Annotated in this window: 3 protein-coding genes and 2 pseudogenes; 1 reads left to right on the plus strand and 4 read right to left on the minus strand. The window is 36.3% G+C overall.

The window, feature by feature from the left end:
* The 4 genes and pseudogenes from ACIQ0D_RS12195 to rsmI form a co-directional block, all read right to left on the minus strand.
* Positions 1-233 (minus strand): annotated as a pseudogene (locus ACIQ0D_RS12195) (hypothetical protein); the annotation flags it as partial.
* Positions 234-509: 276 nt separating this feature from the next.
* The gene (gene lnt, locus ACIQ0D_RS12200; RefSeq protein WP_395806008.1) at positions 510-2,126 is read right to left on the minus strand and encodes an apolipoprotein N-acyltransferase; all 1,617 of its coding nucleotides are present in this window, start codon (positions 2,124-2,126) and stop codon (positions 510-512) included.
* Positions 2,127-2,744, minus strand: a complete 618-nt coding sequence (locus ACIQ0D_RS12205; protein WP_395806010.1) for a PH domain-containing protein — start codon at positions 2,742-2,744, stop codon at positions 2,127-2,129.
* Positions 2,745-2,754: 10 nt separating this feature from the next.
* Positions 2,755-3,426, minus strand: a complete 672-nt coding sequence (gene rsmI / locus ACIQ0D_RS12210; RefSeq protein ID WP_395806012.1) for a 16S rRNA (cytidine(1402)-2'-O)-methyltransferase — start codon at positions 3,424-3,426, stop codon at positions 2,755-2,757.
* Between the two features lie 93 nt (positions 3,427-3,519).
* Between rsmI and ACIQ0D_RS12215 the strand changes: the two are divergent.
* Positions 3,520-3,719: pseudogene (locus ACIQ0D_RS12215) on the plus strand (serine--tRNA ligase); the annotation flags it as partial.

Consider the following 3,719-nt stretch of genomic DNA (forward strand, 5'->3'; position numbering starts at 1 on the left):
CTAATGCCAAATTCCTTCTTAGCAACTACCGGAAAATCTAAATTGGTGATTTTCTTACTAAATAATTCTTTATGAAGAGACCATTCAGCAAGCGAAATTTCAAAAAATGAATTCTGTAAATCAGCTGCATTTGGGTTTTTCCTGCTTACACAAGAATATAATGAGGTTGGGATCAACGCGATTCCGGCTAAACCAGAAATTTGATGGATGAATTTACGACGGTTATTTGACATGTTTGATTGATTTTTATTTTTGAAATTACAATATTTATTATGATTCAGAAAATTTAGGGGATTTATCTTTCTAAAGTTTGTCATCTACATCCATAGATATCATTTTTGGGTCAGTTAGATGTAACAAAGCTATCATTTTTACAATATGCAATACTTTTAACCGTTTCTTTGTGAAGGTTATTAATGTGTTGATTTTTAATTTTGTATTGTTATCTATCAACAGTTTTTAAGGTGTATTTTTATGAAAATCCGTTCCGATTGGGGCGGATTTTTATTTTATGCCTTTTTCTTAAAAATGCTAATCAACAGAAAAATCAAGAATGCAAAACTTCCTAAAACTGCGGATTTTGCGATATAATCGCCATGTTTTACATAAAATGTAAATTCCTCGTTTAGGTTTATATCTTGTTTCAATGCCCCCGGCATCCACCATTTTGTTCTTTGTACGATGTTTCCTTTTTGATCAATGAATGCTGAAATACCTGTATTTGCAGCACGTGCCACCCAACGTCTTGTTTCAATTGCTCTCAACTTGGCATATTGTAAATGCTGATCTTTTCCAGAAGTATTACCCCACCAACCATCATTGGTAATTATCGTAATAAATTGTGCATCTTTTTTGATATAATCTGCCACATATTCGCCCCAAATGGATTCATAGCAAATAACAGGTGCCGCACCAATGCCACTTTGTGAATAAAATACGGAAGGTTCATCTTGCTTACCATAGCTACCTGATGATCCTCCAAATGCTTTAAAAAGAGGCTTTAAGAAAGATAAAGAATTGGAAAAGGGAGTTTGCTCAACGCCCGGGACTAATTTCGACTTATGATAAAATTGAAGCTTAGCAGAATTTTCTATGAGAACCGCTGCATTGAAAACATCGAAATAAATCCCCGATCTGCTATCGTATCTCGCTGTTTCAGTCTTTGCGCTGTCATAAATAGAGTAACTCTCAATCCCTGAAATTAGATTTCCATTTTTGTAATTGTTTAAGAATTCTTGAATTCTAATAAAATTGGAATCTTCTCTAAATGTTTTCTCTTCCGTACCCTTCGAAATAGCTGTTTCTGGCCATATGAAGAATTCTGTATTGCTTTGTCCGATGCCCTCCGAAAGCTTAATGAGCTTCTCCACCTGATCTGATGTAGACAATGACCCAAACTTTTCGTAGGGGTCTATATTGGGTTGTACCACTACTATATTTGCAGGATTTACCCTTTCTTCATAGTTAACATAGATATAAGTTGAGAGCAGTATTGGTAAAAGAATAAATATTGCTGTTGCTACCCGAAGCTTTATTCTTCGAACGCGTTCCAACTTAGTTTTAATGGCCAATCTGTTTTCAAAGAGTAGGATATTGGATATTAATATCCACAAAGTGCCGCCATAAACACCTGTATATTCATACCATTGAACCAAATAATGTGATTCAGCAAATCCATTTCCTAAATTCATCCAAGGAAAGGCTAGGTCCCAGCTTTGATGTAAATATTCATATCCTATCCAAAGACAAATAAATCCCACATAGCTCCAAATTTTACTCGTTACCTTTCTAAGTTGGAAATAAAGCCAAAAAGATAGAGCCATCAATAGGGCGGCTAAGAAAAATGGAATCTGTGAAATGATAAGCGCTAGCCAAACAGGCATTACCGCATTAAGTGAGTTAAAAACCCAATAAATTGAGGCTGTGTTCCAGATAAAAAAGCAAATTAAGGCAATGCGCCAAATTTGTTTGCCTTTCTTTTTTTCATCTGACTCAATGATGTTTTCTACCGCTTGAAATAGTGGGATTAAGGCCACAAGCAAAATCAAGGCAGTAAATGGTATTGGAGGCCAAGCTAGCCACAATAAAAATGCACTTAGAAGTGCCAGTTGATAATTCTTTTTCACTTATAATTGAGATAAAATATCTGCTTTCTTGCGTTCGTACTCCGCCTGACTAATCAATTGTTTTTCAAATAGTGTTTTTAACTTTTGAAGTTTTTGGATGATGTCATTTTCTGTCTGACTACTTTCTGCCGTGGTAAAACTATCCACCTCATCTTTTACCTCTATGTAGGAAGCATAATCGTCTGCTAAGTTCTCGTTTTGCATTACTGAGCCTATTCCTGGTGGAATCATTTTATATTTTTCCATTTGCTCATTACAAAATTGATACAGCTTTCTTGCTTGTACTTTCGGAATATAATCTATAACTACATTTTCACCTCTTTGTGGGACGATTATGAATTTGGAGCCTAAAAACCCCTCTTTGAAGGATACTTCCTTTACATCTGCCCAATAGAAAGTGATAAAATTGGTGGTCAAGCCTAGGTTTTCGGGAATGCAAAATACAATTCGCTTACTGCTCACGGCAATACTATCCGGATTAATCGTTACCCCAGGTCTTTTTTGTATCGCTAAATAAATTACAGGCTCATCCGAGCTGAGCATATCTTTTAATTTTGCCAAGACTTTCTCTGCGGTCTTAGCATCTTGTTCATCTGTTAAATACTGTTCTATCGACATATCTATATTTTTATTTACCTGCCACGCAAATTACGATTTCGCCTTTTAAGGTATGTGTTTCAAAATGTAATTTTATTTCTTCAAGTGTACCACGAACCGTTTCTTCAAACATTTTGCTGAGTTCACGTGATACGGAAGCTTGGCGATCTGTACCTAAATATTGTGCCAATTCCTCCAAAGTTTTTAGCAATCGGTGTGGTGATTCATAAAAGATCATTGTTCTTGATTCGTTCACAAGCTCTTTCATGCGTGTTTGACGACCTTTTTTTACGGGTAGAAATCCCTCAAATGTGAATCTGTCTGCTGCAAGTCCCGAATCTACCAATGCTGGCACAAATGCGGTCGGACCCGGAAGGCACTCCAATGGGATATCGTTACGGATAGCTTCACGAACCAATAAAAATCCCGGATCTGATATGGCTGGAGTGCCGGCATCAGAAATCAAGGCAATCTGCTTTCCCTCTTTTAAAAAGCGAATAACCTCCGTCACCGATTTATGCTCATTATGCTGATGATGCGAAAATATTTTTTTATCAATGCCAAAATGCTTCAATAATGGGGCACTGGTGCGGGTATCTTCCGCTAAAATAAGGTCCACCTCCTTTAAAATTCGAACAGCTCTGAAGGTTATATCTTCGAGGTTTCCGATGGGTGTTGGTACAAGAAAGAGTTTACCGCTCATGTATTTTAATTTAATTCGGTCAATAATCGAGGAAATTTCCTAAACCAAAGGCCAAACTCCAAAAGTTTATATCTTTGTATAAATTTATTAAAGATGCTGCAAGTTAGTTATATCCGCGAAAATAGGGAGGAAGTTTTAAATCGTTTATCGGTAAAGAATTTTAAGTCACTTGATTTAGTTGATCAAATCATAAAATTGGATGATGATCGCCGTCAAACTCAGACTCAGTTAGACTCCATTGCTGCAGAAGCAAATGCAAGTGCTAAGAAAATTGGAGATTTAATGCGTCAGGG

The organism is Daejeonella sp., assembly GCF_044342615.1.
Lineage (GTDB): Bacteria > Bacteroidota > Bacteroidia > Sphingobacteriales > Sphingobacteriaceae > Daejeonella.